Genomic DNA, 25481 nt, shown 5'->3' on the forward strand with positions numbered 1-25481 from the left:
GCCAGAAAGCGCATTGCCCCCTCTCCCCACCTCATTAAGCTTCGGCCCAACACGAAGGGGACGCGCATGAAATACTGGACGGCGGATGACGGGGTGAAGATTGCCTATGAAGTGTATGGGGAGGCCGGCCATCCGGCGGTGATCCTGCAGCACGGTTTTGCCTCCCACCTTCAGGGGGAATGGAAATCGTCCGGTATTGCGCAGACGCTGGTGGATGGCGGGCGCTATGTGATCATCATGCATGCGCGCGGGCATGGTGCCTCCGACAAGCCGCATGACAGCGCCTTCTACGGCGAAGTGCGCATGGCGAAGGATTTGCGCGGTGTCGCCGATGCGGAAGGGCTGACCGCGTTCGACCTGGGCGGCTATTCCATGGGCGCCGTGATCTCGCTTCTGGTGGCTTCCGAGGAAACGCGAATCGGCAAATTGCTGATCGGCGGTGTGGGCGAAGGCATTCTGGCGCGTGGCGGCGTGGATACGCGGGCCGCGCCGAACCAGCTGATCGTCGACGCCCTGACGGCGGAAACGCCGGAGGAGGCACCGGAGATCACGCGCGGCTTCCGCCTGTTTGCCGACAGTGTCGGTGCCGACCGCCTGGCCCTGGCGGCGCAGGCGCGGGTCGTGCACCAGGACAAGATCCCGCTGGAACAGATTTCCGCCCAGTCCTGTCTCGTTGTAGCCGGTGATGACGACTATCTGGCCATCAATCCCGGAGCCCTTGCCGAGGCCCTGCCCAATGCCAGCCTGTTTGTCGGCAAGGGCGACCATTTGGGCATTTTCGGGAATGCGGAGTTCCGCGATGCGATTACGAGGTATTTTTTGGGCGAGTAGTAGAGAGGCTGCCGGGCGCATCCCCCTGTCACGCTTCCCCCAAATTCACCGTCATCCCCCGGCTTGTCCGGGGGACCTCGCCTAGCCTGCCGACAGGTTGGCTCAGGTCCCTCGGATGCCCTGCGGGCACCGTGGGATGACGGAGCTTGGGTTTCAAAAAAGCAAAACCCATTTCTCCCGGAAGCGCGCAGCGCTGTCCGGGACCAACGGGAATCTCATCGCTTGGGATTGCATTGAGTGGGCCCCGGACCTTCGTCCGGGGGAAATGGAGTGTGATTTCAAATCACACTCACCGTCACCTCCCCAGACCTATTCCGTCCCCAGAATGTCCAGGGCGACGGCCGTCATGGCTTCGGCGGCCTGGACGATGGTGCCTTCCGGGTCGTCCGGGGCGAAGAAGGGGGAGTGGTTGGAAGGCGGGGTGACGCCGTCATCGACATAGGATTGGAGACGTTCCCGTGTCGTGCCGCCGACCCAGAACATGAAGGTCGGGATATTGTGTTCGGTACGGTGGTATTGGGAATAATCCTCGCCGCCCATGACCGGATCGGTCTCGATGACGTTGGCGGCCCCGAAACGCTCGCGCATGGCGGCAACGGCGCGGTCGGCCAGTTCCGGCGAATTGTAGAGGGCCGGCGTGTAGATCTCTTCGATCTCGACGCGCGGATATTCCGATTCCAGCAGGCCGTAGGCCGCCGCCTGGGCATGGGCGATGCGCTCAATGCCGGACAGGAGCAATTCCCGCGTCTCGTCGGAATAGGAGCGCACGGTGAGCTGGAGGTGGGCCTCGTCGGAAATAATGTTGTGCTTGGCACCGGCATTGAAGGCACCGACGGTGACAACGCCCGGCTCGAGCGGAGACAGCTCGCGCGAGACCAGGGATTGCAGGTTCACGACAATCATCGAAGCCAGATAGATCGGGTCCTTGGTGGTGTGCGGATAGGCACCGTGGCCACCGCGGCCCTGAACATAGATGTCGACACTGTCGACATTGGCCATCGCATAGCCGGGCACATAGGTGATCATGCCGGTGGGGATGGCGGAAAAGGTGTGGAAGGAAATGTTGAAGTCGGGCGTCGGGAAGCGCTCGAACAGACCGTCTTCCAGCATGGCGACAGCGCCCTCACCCAATTCCTCGGCCGGCTGGCCGATCAAGACCAGCGTGCCGGACCAGTCATCCTGGTTCTCGATCAGCTGGCGGGCCGCCCCGACCAGGGCGGTCATGTGGGTGTCGTGGGCGCAGGCATGCATGACCGGGTTTTCAACTCCGCGATGGTCGACATCCGTGTCCGTGGAGGCATAGGAGAGGCCCGTCTGTTCCGGGACCGGCAGGCCGTCCATGTCGGCGCGGAGCATGAGGGTCGGACCTTCACCATTTTCCAGCACGGCGACAATGCCGGTACCGCCAATGCCTTCGGTGACCTCATAGCCCAGGGCCCGCAGTTCGGAGGCTAGGCGGGCGGCCGTTTCGTGTTCCTGGTGGGAGAGTTCCGGATGCGCGTGGAAGTGCCGGTAGAGACCTTCCAGATTGGCTTCATAATCGGCGGTGATGGCTGCGCGCAGGGCATCATCGCCTGCATCCTCCTGGGCCGCGGCGAAACCCGCACTCCCCAGCGCCAAACCCATAGCCGTCGTCAAAGCGAGCAGATGCCGTGTCATTGAACTCATCCCCTTGTTCGATGTTGGACGCATTCGAACGGTCCGATGGGGAAAGGTCAATGCGTCTTCGCTGCCCAACCGCAAAGCCGGCGGGACGATGGCCACGACAATCCCCGCTGTCCGCTCAGCATGGGCAGCTAGGTTGGCGGCATGACAGAGACTGTTCTGAGATTCGATGATGTCACGCTGCGCTATGGCCGGCTGACGGCGCTGGACCAGGTGAGCCTGAATGTCCCGGCCGGCGCGATCTATGGCTTTCTGGGCCCCAATGGCGCCGGGAAGACCTCGGCCATCCGGTGTGCCATGGGGCTGATCCGGCCCCAGTCCGGCCAAATCTCGATCGGCGGTGCGGATGTCTTCCGCCAGCGGCGCAGAGCGCTGGCCAGTGTTGGCGCGATCATCGAGACGCCCGCCCTCTTCCCCAATCTGACCGGCCGGGAGAATCTCGAAGTCACCCGCCAGGTGCTGGGCACGCCGCGCGCGCGGATGGATGAGGTGCTGGAGATTGTCGACATGGCGCATGAAGCCCACCGCCGTGTCGGCCAGTATTCGCTGGGCATGCGCCAGCGGATCGGATTGGCCCGGGCCCTGCTGACGCGCCCCAAACTCCTGATCCTGGATGAGCCGACCAATGGTCTGGACCCGGCCGGGATCCGCGACATGCGCGAACTGATCCGCGATCTGCCCCAGCGCACCGGCGCGACGATCTTCATGTCCTCCCACCTGCTGAGCGAGGTGGAGCATATCGCCAGCCATGTCGGCCTGTTGCAGAACGGGCGTGTCCTGTTCAACGGCTCGCTGAAGGAGCTGGCGGACCAGCAACAGGCGCGGCTGATCGTGGATGCGGAGCCGGCCGAGCAGGCTGAAAACGTGCTGGACCGGTTTGCGCCCGGCGCCTGGGTGCGGGACGGAGCGCGCTTCACCCTGACCGGCGATTGCCCCCGCACACCGCAGGACATCGCGGCGCTCAATGCTGCGCTTGTCGAGGCCGGCTGTGCCGTCTCCGCTTTGCACCTGGAGGAAGCCGATCTGGAATCGACCTTCCTCACCCTCACCCGTTCGGCTGCATCGCCCCAGGAGGACGCCGCATGATCCGGATCCTGACCGCCGAAGCGCTGAAATTGCGCCGCTCCCTGGTCCTGCTGGTCGCGGCGACGCCGCCCGTCATGGTCTATCTGCTCGGCGTGCTGGTCGTTGCCAGCGGGGAAGGTCCCGATGAATGGCTCATGCTGACCATGAGCGGGGCGGCCGTGTGGGCCTTCTTCCTGATGCCCATGTCAGCCATCGGTCTGACCGCGCTGATGGCACAGCTGGAACACGGACCGAGCACCTGGACGCATACGCTGGGCCTGCCAGTCCCCCGCTGGCAGATCTTTTTGGCCAAGGCGGTCGTGGCGCTCCTGCTGATGGCGCTGGTCAGCCTGGCCGTGGCCTTTGCCAGCTGGGCCGCGCCGATGACCGGCATGCTCCTGTCCGGCTCGGTCGAGATCCAGGGCCAGTTCGACATTGAGCGGGCCTGGAATCTGTATTCCCGCATCCTGATGTCAGGCCTGCTGGTGATTGCCATCCAGTGGACGCTGGCGATGCGGTTCCGCAGTTTTGCCGTGCCGGTCTCGGCCGGGATTGGCGGAACCTTCGTCGCGGTGGCGGCGACCAGCGCGGACAAGGGGATCTACTTCCCCTGGCTGATGCCGGTGAATGTCCTGGCCTCCGACCCGGAGCGGGCGGAGTTCGTCATCCGCACCGGGTTGATCGGCGGTGTTCTGGTGTTTGCGGCCGCCATTGTCTGGCTGAGCCGCAAGGACTGGCGCTAGCGGATGCTCGTCAGCCTTTGGGGCGAAGCATGTCGATCACCATCAGTGTCGACGTGCCGTGCGCGACGATCTTGCCGTCGGCATTGGTGATGTGGGCTTCCGCCGTGATGATCTGGCGGCCACGTCCGACCACACGGGCCTCGCACAGGATGGGACGGCCATCGGGCAGGATGGGTCGCGTGAAATTGGCCTTGGTCTCGATTGTGGTTTGGGCCTGGCCGGCCGGTAGCAGGGAATGGGCGGCGCAAGCCGTGGCGCTGTCGACAAGGGTCAGCGCCCAGCCGCCATGCACGGTTCCGGCCGGATTGAGCAGGCTGGGTGTGGGATGGCCTTCGAACACAGCCCGCCCCTCTTCCACCTCAACCAGAAGAAAGCCGAGCGTCTGAGACATGGGCGGCGCAGGCAGACGGCCCTCGATCATGGCCTGCATGGTTTCCAGACCGCTCATCTGTGCCAGGCCCTCGCCCGGCGTCACGCCGTAGCGGGTTTTCGTCTCAACCGTCATGGGACTTCCCTTCTCCTGTGTCGCGGACAGAGTGCCGCGTCCTGCCGCGGCGGCAAGCCGGAAGGCGCTTCAACACCGTATGCTAGCCATGCCGTACTGACGGCGTGCTGTCAGGAGATGGGCGTCAGACGCCCTTGGCCTTGAAATGCGCGATGTCGTCATCGGCGGTCAGGCAGGTGCCGCGCAGATTGGAGGCGTGGTCTGGGAAGTCGTGAACGCGGGACCAGAGCGTCTGCTTCATGTCGAGCGGAAAGCTCTTGAAACGGCGGGCCGCGTGACCGATCGCCAGAATGCCGGCATTGATCACCCAGGGATCATTGGAGGCGGCAGCCTTTTCCAGCACCGGGGCCAGATCCTCCAGGCTCTCGCACTCCATGGCGAGGCTGACGATCGCGAGAGGTTCCAGCTTCGCGTTCACTCGCCATCCTCCAACAATCGCACAGCGGCGGGCATGTGACAGGCCTCGATCACCGGCGGCGGGGTCTGGAAGAAGAATTCATGCGTGCGATTGCGGCGGGCGGCCTTGGCCTCGGCGAAAGTCTCACTGTCCGTGCGCAGGATTTCATAATGCGGCTGATCGGCCTCGGGCAGATCGGCGGCAACGCGCATGGAGAGGATGGTGTCGCGGGCGTCCGGGTCGGCGATGACGCCGGAATTCACCGCCGGATTGCCGCGGCGCAGGGCCTGGACATGCTCCATCCCGTCAATCACCCGGCCGAAGACCGACATGATGCGATCCAGATGGCGGGGACCATGGCCGATCACGATGTAGAATTCGACATCGCCGCTATCGGGATCATTGCCGCGCGCCATGGCGACTGTGCCCGGACAATGGATCGGCCAGACTTCCGAGCCCTCATCATTCATCGCCGCCGGCATGCCGCGGACATGACCCACGGTCGGTGCGTAAAGATCCGGGTCGATCATCGGTGTGAAGGTGACGCTGCCGGCCGGGACCGTGAACTCGCCCTCAAGCACGGGATATTGCGGCAGGTCGATACTGTCCTCTTCCTCGCCGCGACCGCCCTGGGCCACGAAACCGTCGATCACGCGATAAAAGCTGCGGCCGTCGAAGAAACCGTCGCGGGCGGCCTGGCGCATGCGTCCGGCATGCTCCGGCGCGATCCAGTCGGCCAGTTCCACGACAATGGTGCCGTCCTCCACCTCGATGAGGAGCAGGTCTTCCGGATCGGCCAGGCGCCAGTCCGGATCGGTCTGGGCGGCGGCGGGCAGGCTGGCGGTGAGGCCGAGCGCGAGAGCAAGAGCGAAGGCTTTCATGGCCGCGTCCCTAATCTTGTGAACCGCCGAAGCGCTCGGACCATTCGGCCAGCTGGGCATCCTCGATCTTGGCGAAGAGAACAGCCGGCGGCTCGATGGCATGGCCATGCGGCAAGGCATCCAGCAGGGTTTTCATGTCATCACCGAATTGCCAGGAGCGCTTGTCTTCGGAAACCCCCAGCGCATCGAGCACAGTGGCCGCGGCATTGGGGATGAAGGGCTGGGCCAGGATGGCAAAGAGGACGACCAGGTTGAGACCCGTGCGTACGCCGATGGCGGCGGCGTCGACATCGGACTTGTACTTCACCCAGGGCTCCGCCTTGGTGAGATATTCATTGCCGGCCGCCCAGACCGCGCGGACCTCGGAGGCCGCCTTGCGGAACTCCATGGCTTCCATATTGGCAATGATGGCCGGCAGGCGCTGCTCCAGCTCGGCGGCGATCCAGTCTTCCGCCTCGCCCCATTCGCCGGTGGCCGGCACCTGGCCGTCAAACTTGGAGGCCGTGTATTTGGTGATCCGGTTGACGAAATTGCCCAGCACATTGGCCAGGTCGGAATTGATCAGCGACTGGAAATGCTCCCAGGTGAAAGCACTATCCGAGCCTTCCGGGGCATTGGCGGTGAGATACCAGCGCCAGTAATCGCCCGGCAGAAGATCCAGCGCCTGGTCCATGAAGACGCCGCGCTTTTCGGAGGTGGAGAATTTGCCGCCATACCAGGTTAGCCAGTTGAAGGCTTTCAGCTTGTCGACGGTCTTCCACGGCTCCTGCGAGCCCAGAATGGTCGCCGGGAAGGAGACGGTATGGAAGGCGACATTATCCTTGCCCATGAACTGGACATAGGTGACGTCGTCAGCGCCCTTGTCGGTGCGCCACCAGCTTTCCCAATCGCCCCCATTGGCCTGGGCCCATTCCTCGCTGGCCCCGATATAGCCGATCGGCGCATCGAACCAGACATAGAAGACCTTGGTTTCAAAGCCCGGGCGCGGGGCACCGTCCTTGGTCACCGGCACGCCCCATTTCAGATCGCGGGTGATGGAGCGGTCACGCAGGCCTTCATCGAGCCATTTATAGGCGATGGACTTGGCGAGCGAGGGCCAGCCATCGGAGGCGTCGACCCAGTCGCGGATCTGGCCTTCCATCTTGGTCTGGAGCAGGTGGAGATGCTTGGTCTCGCGCACTTCCAGGTTCTTGGAGCCGGAAATCTTGGAATAAGGCTCTTTCAGATCGGTCGGTTCGAGCAGGCGGCCGCAGCTGTCGCACTGGTCGCCACGCGCGCGCTCGAAGCCGCAATGCGGACAGGTGCCCTCGACATAGCGGTCCGGCAGGAAACGGCCATCATCGATGGAGAAGACCTGGTGCTCGACGCGTTCCTCGATCAGACCCTTCTCTTCGAGCACTTCGGCGAAATGCTGGGTCAGGCGGATATTCGGCTCGTTCGAGGTGCGGCCGAAATAATCATAGCTGAGCGAGAAGCCGTCACCGGCACGCTTCTGGATATCGTGCTGCTCATCGCAATAGGCGCGCACATCCATGCCGGCATCAGCCGCGGCCAGCTCGGCCGGCGTGCCATGTTCATCCGTGGCGCAGATGAAGAGGACATCATTCCCCATCAGGCGCTGGAAACGGGCATAGACATCCGCCGGCAGCATCGAACCGGCCAGATTCCCCAAATGCTTGACGCCATTGATATAGGGCAGAGCGCTGGTGATCAGTATGCGGGCCATATCGATTTTCTTCTCTCGCGCGAAAAACGGGATAAACTCGACGGTCTGAAAGGCGGCTCATGAGCGAGTCTGCCTGACCGGGCGAGACATACAGGCCCGGCATGGGGGAGGAAACAGGAAATGCCGCGGATACTGGGATTGAACCCGCTCGCCGTACTGGTGGCGGGGATCGCCTTCTGGATGGTGGGTGCCATGTGGTACGGCGCGCTCTTTGCCGATCTCTGGTTCGGCTTGTGGGGTTTCACCGATGCCGACGAAGCCCGGATGGAGGCCGTCATGGCACCGGCCATGCTCGCCGGACTGTTTCAGTGCCTGCTCTTAGCAGGTTTTCTGGGCAAGGCGCTGAAGACCGTGAATGCCGAGGGTCTGGTATCAGCCATCAAATGGGCCGTCTTTTTCTGGGCAGGTTTTGTCCTGCTGGCCCAGGCCTATGGTGCCATCTACGCCCTGCAGCCTGTCCTGCTCCTGGTTCTGGACGGGGCTCACACGCTGACCGGCTTTGTGGTGATGAGCGTGGTTCTCACCCTCATGGACAAGATCGCCGTGAAGGACTGACGTCCGGCATTCCGTTTTGCGAACCGAAAATTGCAGACCAAAGAGCCCGCCACCTGGCGGGCTCTTTTTTGTTGCCGCTAACGCATTTTGAGAAAGATTCTCTCAAAATGCGCGCATAGTAGCGTTTGAAAACGCATCAAAATTGCTTTGTTCGGGAATTTGAGCAATGGGTCTGCTTCATCATGCAGCAGAGCCGCGCTGCGCTGCACCAAAATGTTGCGACCGCGAAGATTCCGCCGGTTTTTTCGCGGACTCATTTGATCCCCTCCCGGGCCGTTTCGACACTTTCACGACATGAGCCGCTGACCCAACGGATCCGTACTCGCCAAGCAGAGCGAAGGATTCGAGCGAACCCCTGCTCACCCGGTCCGATGCTGCGTCCACGCGCAGCCGGATCACGACGGAGGAAACGGAGCGAGAAGCAAACCTGTCAGTCCAAGTAAGGGGATTACGCATGAAACTGAGTTATCGGGATAAACTCCTTGGATGCACGGCCGCCCTGGCCATGTGTCTCGCCGGGGCCAGCGCGGCCCAGGCCCAGGATGATACGGAAGACCGGATCATCGTCACCGGGGTGCGCGGCCAGGCCCGCACCGTGTCGGATTCGCCGGTTCCGGTTGATGTCATCGGCGCGGACGAGCTGGAGGCGGTTCCCTATACCGACACGAATGACATCATCCGCACCCTGGTGCCCTCCTATGATGTCTCGCGCCAGCCGATCTCCGATGGCGGCACCTTCATCCGCCCGGCCTCCATGCGCGGTCTGCCGACCGACAAGACGCTGGTCCTGGTCAACTCCCACCGCCGCCACCGTGCCGCGCTGGTCTCGATCGGGGGATCGGGCACGCAGGGTCCGGACATCGCGACCATTCCGTCAGCCGCCCTGGCTTCGGTGGAAGTCCTGCGCGACGGCGCGGCTGCCCAGTACGGCTCGGACGCCATTGCCGGCGTTCTCAACTTCATCCTGAAAGACAATGATGAAGGCGGCACGCTGACCGTTGAAACCGGCCAGTATTATCAAGGCGACGGGTTCGGCGTGACGATTTCCGGCAATGTCGGCTTCGCACTCGGCGATAGCGGCTTCCTGAGCGTGTCCGGTGAATACTCCACCGCCGACGCCACGAGCCGGTCCGAACAATATTGCGACAGCTGGTTCTGCCTCGACCAGAACAATCCGGATTTCAATCCGACCGGCTGGTACATCCCCTATCTGACGGATGAGTTCCGCGCCGCGGTGAACTCGCTGGACGGCGTCGTCCAGCCCTGGGGTCAGCCGAATTCGGAAGCCTACCGCCTCTTCTTCAATGCCGGTTATGAGCTGGCCGGGACGATGGAGCTCTATGCGTTCGGCAATTACTCCCAGAGTGAAGCCGACGGCTCCTTCTTCTATCGTTATCCGGAGAACGGCACGATCACCGATCTGCGCGAAGCGGACGGCTCGATCTACAACCCGCTGGAAATCTTTCCGGGTGGTTTCACGCCGCGCTTCTTCGGTGAAGTCTATGACTACTCCCTGCTCTCCGGCCTGACCGGCGATATGGGCCCGGTCGCCTATGATTTCAGCGCCCGTTTCGGCCATAATGAAATCCAGTACACGCTGGCCAATACGATCAACCCGTCGCTCGGCCCGAACACGCCGACCAGCTTCCGCCCGGGTGACCTGATCAACGAGGAATTCCAGCTCCAGGCCGACTTCACCTATGAGTTCGACGCCGGAATGGCGAGCCCGGCCCTGCTGGCTTTCGGCCTGTCCTATCTGGACGAGAGCTATGAGATCGTCGGCGGTGAGCCGGCCTCCTATGAAGCCGGTCCCTATGCCACGCCGGACCCGTGGGGCCTGTGCTCCAGCGGCGCACCGACAGCAGCCGGCCTGACGGCCATCGCCGGCGGTTCCACGCTGGACTGTGCCGACAGTTCCGATCCGGTCTACACGGTCGTCGGCGTCGGCTCGAACGGTTTCCCGGGCTATTCGCCGGAATTCTCCGGCACGTATGAGCGGGATTCCATCGGCGCCTATGTCGACATTTCCGCCGATGTCACCGACCGCCTCTTCCTGCAGGCCGCGGCCCGTTATGAAGACTATTCGGACTTTGACAGCGAGCTCGTCGGCAAGATTGCCGGCCAGTTCGACCTGACCGACACGGTCGGTCTGCGGGCCTCAATCGGCACCGGCTTCCGGGCTCCGACACCGGGCCAGCAGGGTACGACGAATGTCTCCACCCGACTGCCGAACGGCTTCCCGGTTGCCACCGGCCTCTTCCCGGCCTCCGGCCCGGTTGCCCAGGCCCTGGGTGCGGAACCGCTCGGCCCGGAAACCTCGGTCAACTATACATTCGGTGTCACCAGCGAGTTCGACAATGGCGTCAGCCTGACCGTCGACTTCTACCGGATCGACCTGGCCGACCGCGTCAATGCCATCTCCACCCAGCCGGTCTCCAGTGACCCGACGGCGGGCGTGGCCTACACCAACTACCTCGCCCTCACGGCGGCCGGTGTGGTCGGCGCTGAATCCATCGGCGGTGTCTTCTACTTCGCCAATGCCTTCGACACGATCACCGAAGGTGTCGATGTCGTCGCCACCTACACGGCGGACTGGGCGTCTTTGACCACCGACTTCACGGCCTCGTTCAACTACAACACGACCGAGTTCGACGGGAATGTGGACGCATTGTTCAACGCGGAAAGCCAGTATGACTTCGTCAATGGCGCTCCGGAATGGCGCGGCGTGTTCTCGGCCGTCCACATGATGGGCGACTGGACCATTCTGGGCCGGGCGAGCGTTTACGGCCCCTATTCCAACGCGAATGACGCCTCCCTGGCGACCATTCAGGAATGGGATCCGGAAGTCCTGTTCGACGCGGAAGTGTCCTACCAGTTCACGGATGATCTGCGGCTTTCCGCCGGTGCCCGGAACATTTTCGACAATTACCCGGATCCGGGTGAGATGGGCGAAACCTGCTGCGGACGCATCTACCGCTCCGACAGCGTCGTAGATTGGCAAGGGGGCTACTACTACCTCAAGCTCCGCGCCGACTTCTAGGCCGACGCGGCACGGTTCGGGACGGCGGATGGCAGGGCCCCATCCGCCGGACCCGGAACGGCCACACTCAACAGGTCCGGGAGAAGTTTGGGCACTTCTCCCGGCACCTCATGTCACACACAGTCCCTGATCGGGATGGAGATACATGTCGGGAAGTGAACTCGATCTGCTTCAGTTCAGCCAATTGGTCGCCGTGCTGATGCTTGCCGGCCTCGCGGCCGGCTTTGCCGCCGGATTGTTCGGCATTGGCGGCGGTTTTGTTGTCGTACCGGCCCTGTTGCTGGTTTTCAGTTTTTTCGGTGTCGATCCGCTGGTGATGAGCCATGTGGCAATCGGCACATCCCTGGCCACGATTATCGTGACCTCATTGCGCTCGGTCCATGCGCACAACAAGCGTGGCGCCGTGGACTTCAAGGTGATCCGTGACTGGGCGCCCTGGCTGGTCGTGGGTGTCGGCGTCGGCCTGATGCTGGCCCGCGTGCTCGATGGCCGGTCCATGAAATGGATTTTCTCGATCGGCGTGCTGATCATGGGCATTCACTTCATCTATCCGCTGGTGCGGACCGACAAGATGAAGCCGCGGGAAATGCCGCGTGGCTGGATGCTGGCTGCCATTGCCAGCTTCCTCGGTGCCTTCTCCGCCCTGCTGGGCATTGGTGGCGGCACGATTGCCGTTCTGGTGATGACGATCTGCGGACGCCCCATCCACCAGGCCATCGCCACAGCCGCCGGTTTCGGCGTCATCATCGCCCTGCCCGGCACGGCCGGTTTCATCCTGCTGGGCCTGGGCCATGCGGATCTGCCCTTTGGCAGTTTCGGCTATATCAATCTGATCGCCGTGGTCTGTGTCACGGCCATGTCTTTCATCACCGCCCCCCTGGGGGTGCGGGCGGCGCACCGGCTCAATGCCAAGGCGCTGGAAAAAGTCTTCGGCGTCTATCTCGTCGCCACTTCCGCCATCGTCATTCACAACTCGCTGGGCATTTGAGGAGAGTGCCCGGCCGGGTTCGGTCATCAAGGAGGACTGACCATGCCACTCGATCTTTCCCGCCGCTCGCTCTTTACGGGCGCTGCCGGCCTCACCGTTTCCGGTCTCGCCGCTGCCGGTCTGAGCAGTTGCAGCCAGGCCGCCACCGGCACGACAGAAGCCGCCTTCCCGCCTGGCGCCATCGACCCCTATCTTCTGGGTCCGGCCGAGGGCGTCGCCCTGCTCTCGCGCAATGAGAACCCGTACGGCCCCTCGCAATCGGCGCTCGACATGATCGAATATGCCGCCACCAAGGGTGCCTATTACGCCAATCAGGAAGCCGCCGTCATGCTCATGGAGATGATCGCGGAGCGCAATGGGGTGAGCCCGGAACAGGTCGTGCTGACCACGGGGTCCGGCGAAGTCCTGAGCGCGATTGCCGTGCTCTACGGACCGCGCGGTCCGATCGTGGCGCCGCGCCTGTTCTGGGATACGACCGCCCTCTATGCCGCCAATCTGGGCATGGCCGAAATCCAGCGCGTGCCGCTTACGGACGCGATGGAGATCGACCTCGCCGGGATCGAGGCCGCCGTCACGCCGGACACCGGCCTGGTACAATTGTGCAATCCGAACAATCCCACCGGCCTGGTCTCCGATCCGGCGACCTTCCAGGCCGCCGTGCGCCGCATGGCGGCTACTACGACGGTGCTGGTCGATGAGGCCTATATCGAATTGTCGGATGATCCGGAGGCCAATTCCTGCGTGCCGCTGATCAATGAAGGCCATGACGTGATCGTCACGCGCACCTTCTCCAAGATCTACGGCATGGCCGGCATCCGTCTGGGCTATGCCATCGCCTCGGCCGAGACCGCCGCCGCCATCCGCCCGGTGGTGATGTCCTGGTCGCCCTGCACCTCCTATGCCGCCGGCATTGGCTGTTACGAGGACCAGGCCTTCATCGATTTCTCCAAAGCCAAGGTGACCGAGGCCCGCGACATGGTCTTCGCCACGCTCGACACGCTGGGCCTGGAACACCTGCCCTCACAGACGAATTTCGTCTATTTCAAGTCGGGTCTGGAAGCCAATGCCGTGCAGGCGGCGATGGCGGAACGCCTGATTTCCGTGCGCGGGCAATACATGGATTACAACGAGTGGACCCGTGTCTCGATGGGCAAGATCGAGGACGTGCAGCGCTTCTGCCACGCCCTGCCGGAAGTCATCGGCGCCTGATTTCGGCGCTCATCTGTGGCGGGAGGCGAGCGATCTGAAAAACCCGCTCGCCTCCCCCGCCTCCTGTCTGTACAAGCGGCCCTGATGCATCGTCATCCCGCGTGCCGGCTTAGCTCAGCTGGTAGAGCACCTGATTTGTAATCAGGGGGTCGGGGGTTCGAGTCCCTCAGCCGGCACCAGTTTTTGATTTATTCCCGCTCCGCTCGACCCGAGCCTGTCACCAATCGACGGTGATGGGGTCGATGCTCACATGGAATGCGCTCAAGGCTGCATGGCAGCGAGGGTGTGGGTGAGAAGAGTTGATCTCACGCTAGCTCGCTGCGCTCGCAGCTCCGATGGGGCGGCGCAAAGGCGCCGACGCGCGGTCGCGCTTGCGGGCCGGGTGGCCCGAGGGGCGAGGGCGAAATGTGTGTGTCCAATGTTCTGCAGGACCTCAAATCGACCGCGCCACAACTTCCTTCATGATCTCTGACGCCCCACCGAAAATGCGGGTGACGCGGGCATCGCGCCAGAGGCGGGCGATTTCGTATTCATTCATGTAGCCGGCGCCGCCATGCAGCTGAAGGGCGGCATCGCAGACCTCCCATTGCAGCTCGGTATGGAAGAGTTTGGCGGCCGAGGCTTCGGCTGCGGAGAGCTCGCCCTTGGCGTGGCGGGCAATGGCCCAGTCGATCTGGGCCCAGCCGGCCTGGATCTTGGCCTTGAGCCCGGCGAGCACGAAGCGCGTGTTCTGGAGGTCGAAGAGCTTGCCGCCAAAAGCGGGGCGGTCCTTGGTGTATTCCACCGCCAGATCGAAGGCACGCTGAGCGGCGCCCTGGGCGGAAATCGCGATCGACAGGCGTTCCTGCGGAAGCTGGTTCATCAGGTAGAAAAAGCCGGCACCCTCCTCGCCCAAAAGCTGGGTCGCAGGGACATGCACATCCTGGAAAAAGAGCTCGCTGGTATCCGCGCCGTGCAGGCCGATCTTGTCGAGGTTGCGGCCGCGGGCAAAGCCAGGCGTGTCAGTGTCGACGAGAATGAGCGACGTGCCGCGGGCGCCTTGGCTGACATCAGTCTTGGCGACCACGATCACCACGCCGCAGGTCTGGCCATTGGTGATGTAGGTCTTGTTGCCATTGATGATGTAGTCATCGCCCTCGCGGCGGGCCGTCGTCTTGACGGCCTGGAGATCGGACCCTGCTCCCGGCTCGGTCATGGCGATGGCACCGATGATCTCGCCGGAGACCATTTTGGGCAGGTATGTCTGCTTCTGCTCTTCGCTGCCATAGGCGATGAAATAGTCGGCAATGATGTCGTTCTGCAGGGTGAGACCGGCCGGGCAGGAACAATAGGAGTGTTCCTCATCGATCACGGCATTGAAGCCGAAATCCAGTCCGAGACCGCCATATTCCTCCGGCACGGTGGGACAGAGCAGGCCCGCCTCCCCGCATTTCAGCCAGAATTCCGGCTCGACGAGACCCTCTTCCTCCCAGCGGTCATGGTGCGGTTTGGATTCCTGTTCGAAAAAACGGCGAACCGTATCCCGGAACATGTCGTGCGACTCGTCGAACGCCGTACGGCCGTTGAGGTTCAGCATGGTCTCGTCCTTCCCGTTTCCCGGACAGGTGCCCGGCAATCCCCGGCCCTGCCTCCTTTGGCTCAGCCTGTCCCTTGCGGCCAGGCTCTGTATTGGTTTATTTAATCGATCAATTAAGTCAATAGGGGAGCATGCCGATGAGCGATGATCTGGAAGACGCCAAAGAGCTGGCCGGACGGGTGGAAGCTTTTGTCCGCGAAACGGTGATCCCTTACGAAAACGACCCGCGGCGCGGGACGCACGGACCGGAGGAGAGCCTGGTCGAAGAGCTGCGCGTGCTGGCTCGCAAGGCCGGGGTCATGACCCCTCATATCCGCGAGAACGGCGCCCATCTCTCCCAACGCGCCACAGCGATCATTCTGGAAAAGACCGGCCTCTCTCCGCTGGGGCCGGCGGCCTGCAATACGGCGGCGCCGGATGAGGGCAATATGCTCTTGCTGGGCAAAGCGGCCACGCCCGAGCAGAAGGCCCGCTTTCTGGCGGCCCTGAAGACCGGGCATGCGCGCTCAGCCTTCTTCATGACAGAACCGGCCGAGTTGAACGGAGCCGGGTCCGATCCCTCCATGATGTCCTGCCGCGCCGAGCCCGTTGAAAGCGGGTGGCGTGTCAACGGCGAGAAGACCTTCATCACCGGGGCGGTTGGCGCCCAGGTCGGGCTGGTCATGGCGCAATCTTCTCAAGGGGCCTGCCTCTTTCTCGTGGACCTGCCCGATCCCGCCATTCAGGTCGTTGATGTACTGGACACGATGGACGGCACCATGCCCGGCGGCCATGCCCGGATCGCAATCAAGGATCTCTTCGTACCGTCGGATCAGGTGTTGGGCGAACCCGGAGACGGGTTCCGCCTGGCGCAGATCCGGCTCGCACCGGCGCGGCTATCGCACTGCATGCGCTGGTTGGGCCTGGCTGTACGAGCGCAGGAGCAGGCGCTGGATTATGCCTGTCGCCGTGAGGCCTTCGGGCAATTGCTGGTCGATCATGAAGGCGTGGGCTTCAAGCTGGCCGAGAACGAGATTGCCCTGCAGCAGAGCCGGCTGATGATCGACTGGTGCGCCTCGGTGCTGGACGAAGGCGGACGCGCCAATGAGGAATCCTCGATGACCAAGGTCGCCGTGTCCGAAGCCCTGTTCGAGATTGCCGATCGTTGTATCCAGGTGATGGGTGGCCAGGGCGTGAATGACAGCAATATTCCGGCCCAGCTTTTCCGGGAGACCCGTTGCTTCCGGATCTATGATGGCCCGACCGAAGTGCACAAATGGTCCCTCGCCAAGAAGCTGAAAAAGCGCTGGAAGGAGGCGCAGGCATGAGTGCGTCTGACTTCGACACCGACGCACTGGACGCCTGGATGAAAGCCCATGTGGCCGGCTATGATGGCCCCTTGAGCCTGTCCCGATTTGGCGGGGGTCAATCCAATCCGACTTTCCGGCTGGACACGTCCAGAAACGCCTATGTCCTGAGGCGAAAACCGCTCGGCAAACTGCTCAAGGGCGCTCATGCCGTGGAACGGGAGGCGCGGGTCATGGCAACGCTGGCCGCGACGGATGTACCAGTGCCCGGCATACTGGCCCTGTGCGAGGATGACAGCATCATCGGCACGGCCTTCTACATCATGGAACTGATGCAGGGTCGCGTGTTCTGGGATGCCCGCTTCCCGGACGTACCGGACGCGGACCGGCCGCTTTATTTTGATGCGATGAATGCGACGATCGCGGCCCTGCACTCTGTCGATGTGGAGGCAGTGGGTCTGTCCGATTATGGTCGGCCCGGTAATTTCTTCGTACGCCAGATCGGGCGCTGGTCACGACAATATGCCGAGGACCCCGAAGCCGGTGTCGATGCCAACATGAACCGGCTGATCGATTGGTTGCCGCAGCATATCCCGAACGATGAGAGCGCTTCGCTCGTTCATGGTGACTACCGCTGTGACAACATGATCTTTCATCCCACCGAGCCGCGCGTGATCGCGGTGATCGACTGGGAATTGTCAACGCTGGGCCACCCCCTCGCCGACTTCACCTATCATTCGATGATGTATCATATGCCGCCGGACATTGTGGCAGGACTGGCGGGCGCCGACCTGCAAGCGCTGAACATTCCAGGCGAAGCGGAGTATGTCGCCGCTTATTGTCGGCGGACCGGCCGCGACAACATCCCCGGCTATGACTTCTATCTGGCGTTCAACTTCTTCCGGCTGGCCGCTATCTTCCACGGAATTGCCGGGCGGGTGATGCGTGGCAATGCCGCTGGGTCGGATGCGGCCGCGCGGGCCAAGGCCTTCCCGCGCTTGGCGGCGCTGGGCTGGCAATGCGCCGAGGCCGCCATGGCGAAACAAGCGAACCTGGAGGGCTGATCAGCCCTCCAGTTCGGCCCGAAGCTTTTTCTTGTCCGTCTTGCCGATCGGCGTGAGCGGGATTGCGTCGATGATGTGGACCTTTTTGGGCACCTTGTAGGGCGCCAGATTGGCCGTGCAGAAATCCAGGATTTCCTGACGGACCTCGTCAGCATTGCGGTCCTTGGCCTCAGGCATCAGCTCGACGAAGAGATTGACGATATCATTGCCTGCCCGGTTCGGGTCCGGCTGGCCAACCAGGGCGCTGGCCGCGATAAAGGGAAGCGCCTTGAGCTTGTCCTCGACCTCAACGGAGAAGACCTTGTAGCCGCCGACAATCAGCATGTCCTTGGCGCGGTCGCACAGGAAGATATAGCCCTCTTCATCCATGTAGCCGACATCGCCGGAGAACATCCAGGTCTGGCCATCAATCTGCCGGAGCGCATGGGCGGTCTCTTCGGGCAGGTTGCGATAGCCCTTCATGACCTGCGGACCGGAGCAGATGATCTCGCCCTCTTCGCCCGGCGGCAGGGTTTTCGTGCCGTCCTCCAGATCGACGATGCGAACATCGGCCCCCGGAACAGCAAAGCCGACCGAGCCCGGCTTGCGCCGGCGCGCGGGATGGAAGGTGTAGCAGGGACTGGTTTCAGTCATGCCGAACACATCGGTCAGCTTTTGCGGACCGATCACCTTCGTGATGGCCTCGGCTGTCGCCGCTGGCATCGGGGCCGCTCCCGTGGTCGCCTGCTGCAGATTGGAGAAGTCGATCGCCTGGAAGGCCTCGGTCTGGAGCAGCATGTCCCAGAGCGCCGGCACGGAAGCCAGGCGTGTCGGCGGCAGCTCTGTCATCAGGGCACAGAACTGGTTGGTGTCGCGCGGATCCGGAAGGACCGTGGTGCAGCCCCCGGTCCGGGCGGCAAAGACCAGCTGGGTCAGGCCGCCTGCGTGGAAATAGGGGAAGCCGCTGGCGATGACTTCCTCGCCAATCAGCAGCGTCTCCGCCGCACAATATTGCGCGACATTGTGCATGAGATTGCGGACGGTCAATTCGGCGCCTTTCGGCTTGCCGGTCGTGCCGCCCGTATACTGGATCATGAAGGTGTCATTGAAGTCCGTGGGCACCTGGTCACACACATCAATTTCGTTCTCGATGAGGGAGAGGAATTCATGGGTCGGAATGGTGGGATGCGGCTCGCACGGCATGCCTTCGCCGGTGATCAGGTCGGTCGGCCCCACCGTGATGATGGCTCGCAGGGATTCCAGCTGGTCGCCCGGCAGCGCCTTGAACAAGGCGGCCAGCGGCGCAAAGGAGATCAGGATGCGCGCTTTGCAGTCCTGCAACTGGCCGATCAGTTCCGGCGGCGTCAGAAGGGGCGAGACACCCGTACCGGTCGCCCCCAATCGGCTGAGAGCCACGAGGGCGATCGGATATTGCAGGATATTCGGCATGTGCAGGCCGACCACATCGCCCTTCACGACACCCAGACGCGTCAGGGCATTCGCCAGTTTGGATGCCAGCTTGTCGTATTCGGCATAGGTCAGGATGCGACCCGGCGTTTGCAGGGCCGGACTCTGACCGCGAATGGCGGCATGCTCGGCCACATGTTCAGCCATGGTCCGATCATCGAATTCCGGGACCGTGATTCCCAATTCCCGATAGATCGCCATCCAGGGGCGCTCATCGGGATCGGACTTCGACGTCCGCAACGGGCCTTCCGGCGCTTTTGGGCCATCGGATCCACCAAACAAACCTGCCAGGCGCGAAAAGACGCCACGTGTGCGAGTTTCGGTCATGACTCCCCACTTTCATTGTTATGCGCTGACGATGAAACTAATCAGCCAATTAATCAACCCCGTTTCAGCGCGTTTTCAAACCCATTTCAAGAAGCGATCAGCGGTCCGCGCTTGCATCAATCAATTGATCAATTAAACTCGTTTGAGTACGGCATAGCGAGGAGACCGGCATGCTGAAAACCCGCCTGACCGAGATGTTCGGCATCGCAAAGCCCATCGTCCAAGGGGGCATGCAATGGGTCGGACGCGCCGAGCTTGTTTCCGCTGTCTCAAATGCAGGCGGTCTGGGCATGCTGACCGCTCTCACCCAGCCGGACCCGGACGCCCTGGCCGCAGAAATCGCCCGCACGCGGACGATGACGGACAAGCCTTTTGGGGTGAACCTCACCATCCTGCCTTCGATCAATCCGCCGCCCTATGCGGAATACCGCGATGTCATCATCGAAAGCGGCGTGAAGGCCGTGGAGACAGTTGGCGGACGGATCCATGATCACGTCAACGCCTTCAATGCGGCCGGCGTGAAGGTGATCCACAAATGCACATCAGTCCGTCATGCCCTGGCTGCTGAACGCATGGGCGCCGACATGATCTCGATCGACGGCTTCGAATGCGCTGGCCATCCGGGCGAGGACGACATACCCGGCCTGGTCCTGATCCCGGCCGCCGCTGACCAGCTCGGCATTCCGATCATTGCCTCGGGCGGCTTTGCCGACGGGCGCGGCCTGGCTGCAGCGCTGGCCCTGGGTGCAGAAGGCATCAATATGGGCACGCGTTTCTGTGTGACCGAGGAAGCCCCCCTGCACCGTAATTTCAAGGAAGCCATGGTCGATCGCGCGGAAACCGAAACCGATCTGATCTTCCGCTCCTATCGCAATACGGCCCGTGTCGCGCGCAACTCGATCAGTCAGGAAGTCCTGCGCCTGGAACGTGAAGGCGCGCCCTTTGAAGACGTCGCGCCGCTGGTGAAGGGCCTGCGCGGCCGGGAAGGTCTGGAGACAGGGGATACGGAGCACGGGATCTGGACAGCCGGCACAGTGATCGGGCTGATCCATGATATTCCGACCTGTCAGGTCCTGCTCGACCGGATCGTGGCAGACGCCCATGCCATCATGTCCGGCCGTTTGGCCGGAATGCTCAACCCCGAACCCGCCTGAGGACACCATGCCGCTCAATCTTGATTGGTCCCCCGAGGAAAAAGCCTTCCAAGCCGAGGTCCGCCAGTTCATCGCAGACCATCTGACCGATGACATCCGCCGCGCCGGCCAGCTGCGGACCAGTGTCTACACCGACCATGAAGCCAGTATGGAATGGCAGAAAATCCTGCATGCGCGCGGCTGGGCTGCCCCGGCCTGGCCGAAGGAGTATGGCGGGACGGGCTGGTCGGTCGCGCAGAAATACATTTTCTCACGCGAGATGAGCGCCGCCGGCGCACCGGCCCTGTCACCGATGGGCATCTCCATGGTAGCCCATGCCATCATCGCCTTCGGCACGCCGGAACAGAAAGCCCATTTCCTGCCGCGCATCCTGACGGGCGAGGATTTTTGGTGTCAGGGTTATTCCGAGCCTGGCGCCGGTTCCGACCTGGCCAGCCTGCAGATGAGTGCTGTCCGCGATGGCGATGACTACATTCTCAACGGCTCGAAAATCTGGACGACCCATGCCACCGAAGCCAACTGGATCTTTTGTCTCGTGCGGACGGACAATTCGGGCAAGAAACAACAGGGGATCACCTTCCTGCTGATCCCGATGGATCTGGCCGGCATTGATGTCCGGCCGATAGTGATGAGTTCGGGTGAGCGCGTGCAGAACCAGGTCTTCTTCGATGATGTCCGCGCTCCGGCCGAAAACATTCTCGGTGAGGAGAACAAGGGCTGGACGGTCGCCAAATACTTGCTTGAGTTCGAACGCGGCGGGGCGGCCTATGCGCCGGACCTGCAGGGCCGGTTGGACGTTATCGAGCGACAGGCGGCAGCCAAGACCAATGATGATGGCGTCCCGCTGCTCGACGATCCGGACTTCTCCGCCCGCCTGGCCGATGCGCGTATCCGGACCGACGTGCTGGAAGTACTGGAATGGAAGATCATGGCCCGGCTGACGGCGGGCCAGAGCGTGGGCAGTTCCGCCTCGATGATGAAAATCCTGGGGACCGAACTCAGCCAGGCTGTGTCCGCCCTCGCGATGGACCTCTCAGGACCGCTCTCCATGCCCTACCAGCCGCATGCGGGCCGGCCGGGCGCGCCGGTGGAGTTCTTCACGCCGCCCGCCGATGGCCATGTCACCGGCTCACCCAATGACGCGATCGCACCCCTGCTCTATTTCAACGACAGGGCGGGTTCGATCTATGCCGGTTCCAATGAGATCCAGCGGAATATTCTCGCGAAGGCGGAACTGGGCCTCTAGCCCGCAGCGGATTGCCGGGGCCGGGCGACTTCTGCCCCCGCCTCGGCGCGCGCGGCCATATAGCGACGGCTGTGATAGGCGCGATCGCCGAAACTCTGTGTGATCGCCGTCAGCCGCTTGAAATAATGGCCGACAATCAGCTCTTCAGTCATGCCCATGGCGCCATGAAGCTGGACAGCTCCCTCGCCCACAATCCGAGCCGCCCGATCCACCGTCGCCTTGCAAGCTGATACTGCACGGCGGCGCTCGGTTGGCTCGGCATCCATTTTCACGGCAGCCAGAACGACAGCGGCCGAGGCCTGCTCGACTTCCATATTCATGTCGACCAGACGGTGCTGAAGAACCTGGAAATTGGAAATCGGAATCCCGAACTGCTTGCGCTGTTTGAGATAGTCGACTGTGCCAGCGACCAGGGCGCGCATAATGCCGACGGCCTCTGCGCTCACGGCTGCGGCGGCTTCATCAAGCGCAAGACCGACGGCATCGGCCGCATCACCCGGCCCGGCCAGGCAGGCGCTTTGCGGGAGTTCCACGCCTCCGAAAACCAGATCCGAAGCTGGCCGGTCATCAATGGTGCGATAGTCTGAGCGCTCCAGGCCGGCAATGCCCGCCGGCACCAGGAACAGAAGCAATCCGCTCTCGTTATCCGTCTTCGCCGTGACCAGGAAGTGTGTGGCAAAAGCCCCGGCCGAAACCAGAATTTTCTCGCCTTCCAACACCCAGCCCGGGGCGGACTGCCGGGCGGTCAGCTGGGTCGCATCCGGCTTCGCCCTGACGCCGGCCTCCTGCCAGGCCAGAACGGGGCGGGCTTGGCCGGCAGCGATACCTTCCAGCAATTCCGCCCCAGCCTCATGGGATACGGATTTGAGAATGGCAGGCGCCATGACGGCACAGTCCAGATAGGGTTCGGGCATCAGCGAACGGCCGACTTCTTCCATCACGACCATGGTTTCCACGGCACCGCCGTCAAAACCGCCCTGCGCTTCCGGAATGGCGGCGCCCAGCACACCGATCTCTTCAGCCAAGGCCGTCCAGACTTCCGGACGAAACAGACGCTCCTCGGCGATCAGGGCCCGGCGCGTTTCGAAATCGCACGTCTCACGGAGATAGCGCGCCATCGTGTCGCGCAGCATTGATTGAACTTCGGTGAGATTGAAATCCATGAGTTTCCCGTCCGTCAGCTGACCCGGAGTATCCCCTTATTTAATCAATTGATCAAGATGAGGAGGCAAGGAGAAACAGCCAGGTACGAGGCCGTCCCGGGGCCGGAAAGAGACTGGCAAGCTAGACGCGAATACCGTTCAGAACCACCGAATGCAGATGGTCTGTAAACTCGCGCTTGTGATCCTTGGTGACGCTCTCCACCCCGAAGCCGTGGCGCAATATCGCCCGGCTCTGGAACAAGGCATCGCACGCACCGACAATATGAAAATAGAAGTGCGTTGGCTCGACATTTCGGAAAATGCCCTGCGCCTGCCCCTCGGCCAGGATGGCCCGTTGGGCATCCAGCAGGGGTTTGACGATCTCGTCGCAAATGGCGGCTGCCGTCGCTTCATCATGCGTGGTCACCAGATGGTGGAGCAGCCGGTTGATGAAGGGATAGTAGAAGTAGGAGTTGATGATGCCGGCGATGTGCTGGCGGAGTTTCTCCTCCGGCCCGACCTTCGAGTTTACCAGCGTATCCAGCCCGGCCATGGAGTCCCGGACGGCCATCCGCACCAGTTCGAGCAACATGCCGTTCTTGTTACCGAAATAGTATTTGATCAGGGCAGAGTTGAGGCCCGACCGTTGGGCAATGTCAGAGAAGGACACATCGACGACTTCGCGCTCAGTCATGAGCTCGCCGGCCGCGATCAGCAGAGCGTCGCGGGACGAAGTCTCGGCCGATCGGTTTGGTGTTGAAGTGTCCGTCAATGTGTCAATCCACCTGCTAAATGCCCGAATCCGGTTGACCGGCAAGACCGCCGCTCCCTATCTTCGGGCACGCCATTAGTTAACTGACTAAGTGAGATGGTGAAAAAGTCAAGTTTCACTACGCTCCAGACACGTACCACATCATCGAAGGCCAATGGAAATGACGAGTTCACTTGAAGGTCGTGTTGCCGCGATAACGGGCGCATCCAGCGGATTGGGGCGCAGATTTGCACTGAAGCTGAGCGAAGCCGGCTGCGCCGTTGCCCTGATGGCAAGGCGTACCGACCGCCTTGAAAGTCTTGTCGCTGACATCCAGTCCGCCGGTGGCAAGGCTGTCGCCGTGCCGTTGGACGTGATGGACACGGCCGCGATCGGCCCTGCATTGGATCGGGTTGAAGCCGAACTCGGCCCCCTTTCCATCATGATCAACAATGCCGGCGTCGGTGGCGATGGCATGGCGTTGGACATGAGCCCGGAGTATTTCGACCAGACCTTCGCCGTCAATGTCCGCGGCGTCTATTTCGGTGCCCGTGAGGCGGCCCGATGCATGCTGGCCAATGGCTCGGCAGAAGCCGGTCAGGCCCGGATCATCAATATCGCCTCGATCGCCGCCTTCACCCAATTGCCGGGCCTGACTGCCTATTGCGCGTCCAAGGCGGCCGTCGTGTCGATGACCAAGGGTCTGGCCCGCGAATGGGCCCGCCACCTCATTGCCGTCAATGCGATTTGCCCGGGTTACATCGAGACCGAGATCAATGCGGACTGGTTCGCCACGGAGGGTGGCAAGAAGCAGATCAGCAAATTCCCGCGCCGTCGCCTGATGGATGAAGATGCGCTGGATGCGGCCCTGATGATGCTCGCAGGCGATGCCGGCCGGCAAATGACCGGCTCGGCGATCACCATTGATGACGGGCAGATCCTCTAGGCCTGGCCCGGATCAGGCCTTGCGGCGGTAGAGATAATTGGCCGGCAAGCCCAGACGCTTGCTGGCCTGCACCGCCGGCGTCGAGGAAATCGGGATCCGGTCGAACAGACGACCGATGCCGCGGATGACGCTGCGCTCCCAGCCTGACAGATCATACTCCGGACCCAGTTCTAGGACCTCGCGGACACTGGCCGGCAGAATGTCGACACCGGCCTTGACCAGCATGCCCTGCAAGGGCCGGAGGACGACGGGCAGGTCCGAGGTCTTCGAAACAATGTCAAGGAATTGCGTATTGATCTCATGCGGTTCGAAGCCCGGCTTGAGGCGTTCCATCATGTCATAGAAATCCTGCTCGCAGCGCGGCGCGGCCGTGGCGCCATACAGGGCAGCCGGAACCTCGGATTCCGCATACATGCTGTCCCGCTCGGCTTGTGACAGCGGCCGGACGAAATGGTGATAGGCCATCAGGAAGCCGAAGGAGGCCGTGGCCTGGACCCAATTGAGCAGTTCCGGATCGAGCGCCTTGTAGGCTTCGCCGGACGGTGTCTTTCCCTCGACCCTTGAATGCATCCGAGTCACACCGGCGATCAGCCGCTCCGCCCGGGATTTGGGGCCATAGACCGTCATCATGGCGGCATGCCCGGTCCGCTTCATGCGAACGACGGGTGCCTGAGGGAAGATCGAATGATCCCACACGCCCGAACGGATGCGCGGATCGGCAAACTCCAGCAGGACCGCCGTGATCCCGCCGGCGAACAAGGAGACCGGGTTCTTGAAGACCTGCCAGGTCACGGAGTCCGGAGCGCACAAGGCCGGCTCTCCGGCCGGCTGGGTGAAGTCGAATTCCGGAATGGGCGGAATTTTCAGCTCGGCATCAGTCATGTCGTTGGGGATATCTGCCGGGCTCATCACGATGTCTCCGTGTCAAAAAGAGAAGG

At 62.5% G+C, this 25481-nt stretch carries 22 protein-coding genes and 1 tRNA gene; 13 read left to right on the forward strand and 10 right to left on the reverse strand.

The window, feature by feature from the left end:
- The first annotated feature begins 66 nt into the window (after positions 1-66).
- The gene (locus tag I0K07_RS14520) at positions 67-831 is read left to right on the forward strand and encodes an alpha/beta fold hydrolase (protein ID WP_203294659.1); all 765 of its coding nucleotides are present in this window, start codon (positions 67-69) and stop codon (positions 829-831) included.
- A gap of 309 nt (positions 832-1140) precedes the next feature.
- Here the strand turns inward: I0K07_RS14520 and I0K07_RS14525 are convergent, their stop codons facing one another.
- Positions 1141-2490 carry a M20 metallopeptidase family protein gene (locus I0K07_RS14525; protein ID WP_203294662.1) on the reverse strand — a complete coding sequence of 450 codons (1350 nt, stop codon included), beginning with the start codon at positions 2488-2490 and terminating at the stop codon, positions 1141-1143.
- Positions 2491-2640: 150 nt separating this feature from the next.
- Between I0K07_RS14525 and I0K07_RS14530 the strand changes: the two genes are divergently transcribed.
- Both I0K07_RS14530 and I0K07_RS14535 read left to right on the forward strand, forming a co-directional pair.
- Positions 2641-3582 carry an ABC transporter ATP-binding protein gene (locus tag I0K07_RS14530; RefSeq protein WP_203294664.1) on the forward strand — a complete coding sequence of 314 codons (942 nt, stop codon included), beginning with the start codon at positions 2641-2643 and terminating at the stop codon, positions 3580-3582.
- The gene (locus tag I0K07_RS14535; protein WP_203294666.1) at positions 3579-4304 is read left to right on the forward strand and encodes an ABC transporter permease; all 726 of its coding nucleotides are present in this window, start codon (positions 3579-3581) and stop codon (positions 4302-4304) included. The genes I0K07_RS14530 and I0K07_RS14535 overlap by 4 nt, the downstream gene beginning before the upstream one ends.
- Before the next feature lie 10 nt (positions 4305-4314).
- Here the strand turns inward: I0K07_RS14535 and I0K07_RS14540 are convergent, their stop codons facing one another.
- The 4 genes from I0K07_RS14540 to metG all read right to left on the reverse strand — a co-directional run bounded on the left by I0K07_RS14540 (position 4315) and on the right by metG (position 7813).
- The gene (locus I0K07_RS14540) at positions 4315-4809 is read right to left on the reverse strand and encodes a PaaI family thioesterase (RefSeq protein WP_203294668.1); all 495 of its coding nucleotides are present in this window, start codon (positions 4807-4809) and stop codon (positions 4315-4317) included.
- Positions 4810-4933: 124 nt separating this feature from the next.
- Positions 4934-5227: a hypothetical protein gene (locus tag I0K07_RS14545; RefSeq protein ID WP_203294670.1), complete on the reverse strand. Its 294-nt coding sequence runs from the start codon at positions 5225-5227 to the stop codon at positions 4934-4936.
- On the reverse strand, positions 5224-6087 hold the full coding sequence (locus tag I0K07_RS14550) for a peptidylprolyl isomerase (protein ID WP_238934916.1): 864 nt from the start codon (positions 6085-6087) through the stop codon (positions 5224-5226). The genes I0K07_RS14545 and I0K07_RS14550 overlap by 4 nt, the downstream gene beginning before the upstream one ends.
- A gap of 10 nt (positions 6088-6097) precedes the next feature.
- Entirely contained in the window at positions 6098-7813 is a 1716-nt protein-coding gene (gene metG / locus I0K07_RS14555) for a methionine--tRNA ligase (RefSeq protein WP_203294674.1), read from the reverse strand.
- A 120-nt stretch (positions 7814-7933) separates the two neighbouring features.
- Here metG and I0K07_RS14560 point away from each other — a divergent pair, with 120 nt between their 5' ends.
- The 5 genes from I0K07_RS14560 to I0K07_RS14580 all read left to right on the forward strand — a co-directional run bounded on the left by I0K07_RS14560 (position 7934) and on the right by I0K07_RS14580 (position 13784).
- Positions 7934-8368, forward strand: a complete 435-nt coding sequence (locus I0K07_RS14560; RefSeq protein ID WP_203294676.1) for a DUF1761 domain-containing protein — start codon at positions 7934-7936, stop codon at positions 8366-8368.
- 454 nt (positions 8369-8822) lie between these two features.
- Positions 8823-11408 (forward strand): TonB-dependent receptor plug domain-containing protein, encoded by a 2586-nt coding sequence (locus tag I0K07_RS14565; protein WP_203294678.1) that lies wholly within the window; start codon positions 8823-8825, stop codon positions 11406-11408.
- A 145-nt stretch (positions 11409-11553) separates the two neighbouring features.
- A complete protein-coding gene (locus tag I0K07_RS14570) occupies positions 11554-12396 on the forward strand; it encodes a sulfite exporter TauE/SafE family protein (protein ID WP_203294680.1) in 843 nt (280 codons plus the stop codon).
- 42 nt (positions 12397-12438) lie between these two features.
- Positions 12439-13605, forward strand: coding sequence for a pyridoxal phosphate-dependent aminotransferase (locus I0K07_RS14575; RefSeq protein ID WP_203294682.1), 1167 nt, complete (start codon positions 12439-12441; stop codon positions 13603-13605).
- A gap of 103 nt (positions 13606-13708) precedes the next feature.
- A tRNA-Thr gene (locus tag I0K07_RS14580) sits at positions 13709-13784 on the forward strand.
- A 254-nt stretch (positions 13785-14038) separates the two neighbouring features.
- Here the strand turns inward: I0K07_RS14580 and I0K07_RS14585 are convergent.
- Complete coding sequence (locus I0K07_RS14585) at positions 14039-15181, reverse strand: acyl-CoA dehydrogenase family protein (protein ID WP_203294684.1); 1143 nt, start codon at positions 15179-15181, stop codon at positions 14039-14041.
- 137 nt (positions 15182-15318) lie between these two features.
- Here I0K07_RS14585 and I0K07_RS14590 point away from each other — a divergent pair, with 137 nt between their 5' ends.
- A complete protein-coding gene (locus I0K07_RS14590) occupies positions 15319-16488 on the forward strand; it encodes an acyl-CoA dehydrogenase family protein (protein WP_203294686.1) in 1170 nt (389 codons plus the stop codon).
- A complete protein-coding gene (locus I0K07_RS14595) occupies positions 16485-17531 on the forward strand; it encodes a phosphotransferase (RefSeq protein ID WP_203294688.1) in 1047 nt (348 codons plus the stop codon). Before I0K07_RS14590 ends, I0K07_RS14595 begins: the two co-directional genes overlap by 4 nt.
- On the opposite strand, the gene I0K07_RS14600 is transcribed toward I0K07_RS14595, so the two are convergent.
- Complete coding sequence (locus I0K07_RS14600; RefSeq protein WP_203294690.1) at positions 17532-19304, reverse strand: class I adenylate-forming enzyme family protein; 1773 nt, start codon at positions 19302-19304, stop codon at positions 17532-17534.
- A 170-nt stretch (positions 19305-19474) separates the two neighbouring features.
- Between I0K07_RS14600 and I0K07_RS14605 the strand changes: the two genes are divergently transcribed.
- Entirely contained in the window at positions 19475-20458 is a 984-nt protein-coding gene (locus tag I0K07_RS14605; RefSeq protein WP_203294692.1) for an NAD(P)H-dependent flavin oxidoreductase, read from the forward strand.
- Between the two features lie 7 nt (positions 20459-20465).
- Positions 20466-21704 (forward strand): acyl-CoA dehydrogenase family protein, encoded by a 1239-nt coding sequence (locus tag I0K07_RS14610; protein WP_203294694.1) that lies wholly within the window; start codon positions 20466-20468, stop codon positions 21702-21704.
- On the opposite strand, the gene I0K07_RS14615 is transcribed toward I0K07_RS14610, so the two are convergent.
- Positions 21701-22867, reverse strand: a complete 1167-nt coding sequence (locus tag I0K07_RS14615) for an acyl-CoA dehydrogenase family protein (RefSeq protein WP_203294696.1) — start codon at positions 22865-22867, stop codon at positions 21701-21703. The two genes, I0K07_RS14610 and I0K07_RS14615, sit on opposite strands and share 4 nt — an antisense overlap.
- Positions 22868-22988: 121 nt before the next feature.
- Positions 22989-23618: a TetR family transcriptional regulator gene (locus I0K07_RS14620; protein WP_203294698.1), complete on the reverse strand. Its 630-nt coding sequence runs from the start codon at positions 23616-23618 to the stop codon at positions 22989-22991.
- A gap of 160 nt (positions 23619-23778) precedes the next feature.
- Between I0K07_RS14620 and I0K07_RS14625 the strand changes: the two genes are divergently transcribed.
- Positions 23779-24543, forward strand: coding sequence for an SDR family NAD(P)-dependent oxidoreductase (locus I0K07_RS14625; protein WP_203294700.1), 765 nt, complete (start codon positions 23779-23781; stop codon positions 24541-24543).
- Between the two features lie 12 nt (positions 24544-24555).
- Here I0K07_RS14625 and I0K07_RS14630 read toward each other — a convergent pair whose 3' ends face one another.
- The gene (locus tag I0K07_RS14630) at positions 24556-25452 is read right to left on the reverse strand and encodes an oxygenase MpaB family protein (RefSeq protein WP_203294702.1); all 897 of its coding nucleotides are present in this window, start codon (positions 25450-25452) and stop codon (positions 24556-24558) included.
- Positions 25453-25481 lie beyond the last annotated feature (29 nt).

Source organism: Maricaulis parjimensis (assembly GCF_016817355.1).
GTDB classification, from domain to species: Bacteria; Pseudomonadota; Alphaproteobacteria; order Caulobacterales; family Maricaulaceae; genus Maricaulis; species Maricaulis parjimensis.

Excerpts from the sequence above, each read along its gene's own strand:
- I0K07_RS14520 (WP_203294659.1), top strand. The coding sequence starts at position 67 with ATGAAATACTGGACGGCGGATGACGGGGTGAAGATTGCCTATGAAGTG.
- I0K07_RS14525 (WP_203294662.1), bottom strand. The coding sequence starts at position 2,490 with ATGACACGGCATCTGCTCGCTTTGACGACGGCTATGGGTTTGGCGCTG.
- I0K07_RS14530 (WP_203294664.1), top strand. The coding sequence starts at position 2,641 with ATGACAGAGACTGTTCTGAGATTCGATGATGTCACGCTGCGCTATGGC.
- I0K07_RS14535 (WP_203294666.1), top strand. The coding sequence starts at position 3,579 with ATGATCCGGATCCTGACCGCCGAAGCGCTGAAATTGCGCCGCTCCCTG.
- I0K07_RS14540 (WP_203294668.1), bottom strand. The coding sequence starts at position 4,809 with ATGACGGTTGAGACGAAAACCCGCTACGGCGTGACGCCGGGCGAGGGC.
- I0K07_RS14550 (WP_238934916.1), bottom strand. The coding sequence starts at position 6,087 with ATGAAAGCCTTCGCTCTTGCTCTCGCGCTCGGCCTCACCGCCAGCCTG.
- metG (WP_203294674.1), bottom strand. The coding sequence starts at position 7,813 with ATGGCCCGCATACTGATCACCAGCGCTCTGCCCTATATCAATGGCGTC.
- I0K07_RS14560 (WP_203294676.1), top strand. The coding sequence starts at position 7,934 with ATGCCGCGGATACTGGGATTGAACCCGCTCGCCGTACTGGTGGCGGGG.
- I0K07_RS14565 (WP_203294678.1), top strand. The coding sequence starts at position 8,823 with ATGAAACTGAGTTATCGGGATAAACTCCTTGGATGCACGGCCGCCCTG.
- I0K07_RS14570 (WP_203294680.1), top strand. The coding sequence starts at position 11,554 with ATGTCGGGAAGTGAACTCGATCTGCTTCAGTTCAGCCAATTGGTCGCC.
- I0K07_RS14575 (WP_203294682.1), top strand. The coding sequence starts at position 12,439 with ATGCCACTCGATCTTTCCCGCCGCTCGCTCTTTACGGGCGCTGCCGGC.
- I0K07_RS14585 (WP_203294684.1), bottom strand. The coding sequence starts at position 15,181 with ATGCTGAACCTCAACGGCCGTACGGCGTTCGACGAGTCGCACGACATG.
- I0K07_RS14590 (WP_203294686.1), top strand. The coding sequence starts at position 15,319 with ATGAGCGATGATCTGGAAGACGCCAAAGAGCTGGCCGGACGGGTGGAA.
- I0K07_RS14595 (WP_203294688.1), top strand. The coding sequence starts at position 16,485 with ATGAGTGCGTCTGACTTCGACACCGACGCACTGGACGCCTGGATGAAA.
- I0K07_RS14600 (WP_203294690.1), bottom strand. The coding sequence starts at position 19,304 with ATGACCGAAACTCGCACACGTGGCGTCTTTTCGCGCCTGGCAGGTTTG.
- I0K07_RS14605 (WP_203294692.1), top strand. The coding sequence starts at position 19,475 with ATGCTGAAAACCCGCCTGACCGAGATGTTCGGCATCGCAAAGCCCATC.
- I0K07_RS14610 (WP_203294694.1), top strand. The coding sequence starts at position 20,466 with ATGCCGCTCAATCTTGATTGGTCCCCCGAGGAAAAAGCCTTCCAAGCC.
- I0K07_RS14615 (WP_203294696.1), bottom strand. The coding sequence starts at position 22,867 with ATGGATTTCAATCTCACCGAAGTTCAATCAATGCTGCGCGACACGATG.
- I0K07_RS14625 (WP_203294700.1), top strand. The coding sequence starts at position 23,779 with ATGACGAGTTCACTTGAAGGTCGTGTTGCCGCGATAACGGGCGCATCC.
- I0K07_RS14630 (WP_203294702.1), bottom strand. The coding sequence starts at position 25,452 with ATGAGCCCGGCAGATATCCCCAACGACATGACTGATGCCGAGCTGAAA.